Genomic DNA, 1,680 nt, shown 5'->3' with positions numbered 1-1,680 from the left:
TTCCTGCGAAACGCACGGCACGCCAACGCGATGGCGGCGCGGTTGCGGCGTGGGCTCGAGGAGGCGATCGCCGCCGGCAGCATCCGCGGGGTCGGGTTCACCCAGCAGACCCAGGCAAACGGAATCTTCGCCACTCTGCCGGCGGGAGCCGCCGACCGCGTCCGCGAGAGCTTCCGGTTCTACGACTGGGATGCCTCAGTCGGCGAGGTGCGCTGGGTCTGCAGCTTCGACACCACCGAGTCCGACATCGACACCCTGATCGAGGCAATCGCCCGCGCCACGAACGCCTGAGACGAATCGCGCGGGGCCGGTCAGGCGAGGTCGAGTTCGACGGTTGCGAAGGAGTGAGCCGGAAGCCGCACCGAGAGCACGCCGTCAGCAATTCGCGCTTCCAGCGGCACCGGCGCGACCCGGTCGGGCGCGCTCGGGTCGTTGAAGTCCGCTGCGGTCTCGGCGGTGAGCACCCGCGCGCGGGCGACCGAGGCTGCACGGCCACGCAGATCGATACTGACGTCCAGGTCGTCGTGTGCCGCCAGGTGGGTGAGCGAGATCAGGGCTGCCCCGTCCTTGATGGATGCCGAGAGCGACAGCAACGGCAGGTCCTCATCCCCCACCGTCTCGCTCGGCACCTCGAGGATGTGAGCACCCAGCTGCAACGCATCCTGGTGTCCCTTGTTCATCTCGAACACGTGGTAGGTCGGGGTCAGGACCAGGCTCTCGCCGTCGGTGAGGATCATGGCCTGTAGCACGTTGACGGTCTGGGCGATGTTGGCCATCGTCAGCCGCCGCGCGTGCCGGTGGAAGATGTCGAAGTGCAGGCCCGCGACCAGAGCATCACGCACGGTGTTCTGCTGGAAGAGGAATCCGGGATTGGTTCCCTCCTCGACGTTCCACCACGTGCCCCACTCGTCACAGACGAGGTCGATGCGCCCGCGCGGGTCGTAGGCGTCCATCAGCGCGACGTGGGACGCGAGGATCCGCTCGATCCCGGCCGCGTACGCCATGGTCCGGTAGTACTGATCGTCGGTGAAACCCGCGGCATCCTCGGTGTTGATGCCCGTTCCCGAGTGCGTGTAGTAGTGGAACGAGATCGCCTGGTAGACGGGGTTGTCGTCCTTCGTGCACCCGAGGCAGTTCACCGCCTCCATGAGGGCACGCGTCCAGCGCAGGTCACCCTCGTTGGCGCCGGCGGCGATGCGGGTCAGCTCGTTGCCGCCGTGATTCCGGCAGAAGGTCGCGTAGCGGCGGGCCTCCTGCGCGTAGTGCTCCGGCGACATGTTGCCACCGCATCCCCATGCTTCATTGCCGAGACCCCAGAACGGCACCTTCCACGGCTCATCGCGACCGTTCTCGCGCCGCAGCCGCGCCATCGGGCTGTCATCATCGCGCGTGAGGTACTCGACCCATTCGCTCATCTCCTGAACGGTGCCGCTGCCGAGGTTCCCGTTGACATAGGGGTCGGCGCCGAGCATGTCGCAGAGGTCCATGAACTCGTGAGTGCCGAAGTGGTTGTTCTCGATGACGTCACCCCAGTGGGTGTTCGCCATCCGGGGTCGCTGCTCACGGGGGCCGATGCCGTCCCGCCAGTGGTACTCGTCGGCGAAGCATCCGCCGGGCCATCGCAGGTTCGGAATGTTCACGGCGCGCAGGGCCTCGACGATGTCGAGACGGATGCCGCGC

General features: G+C 67.1%; 1 protein-coding gene and 1 pseudogene. One reads left to right on the top strand and one right to left on the bottom strand.

What is annotated here, in order from left to right; genetic code table 11:
• Positions 1-291: pseudogene (locus Q1V87_RS07610) on the top strand (threonine aldolase); the annotation flags it as partial.
• 20 nt (positions 292-311) lie between these two features.
• On the opposite strand, the gene Q1V87_RS07605 reads toward Q1V87_RS07610, so the two are convergent.
• The coding region (locus tag Q1V87_RS07605; RefSeq protein ID WP_300591553.1) for an alpha-L-arabinofuranosidase C-terminal domain-containing protein at positions 312-1,680 on the bottom strand (1,369 nt) is incomplete at its 5' end.

This window comes from Microbacterium sp. (assembly GCF_030149085.1).
Taxonomy (GTDB): Bacteria; Actinomycetota; Actinomycetes; order Actinomycetales; family Microbacteriaceae; genus Microbacterium.
This window is presented reverse-complemented; position numbering and strand designations above follow the sequence as displayed.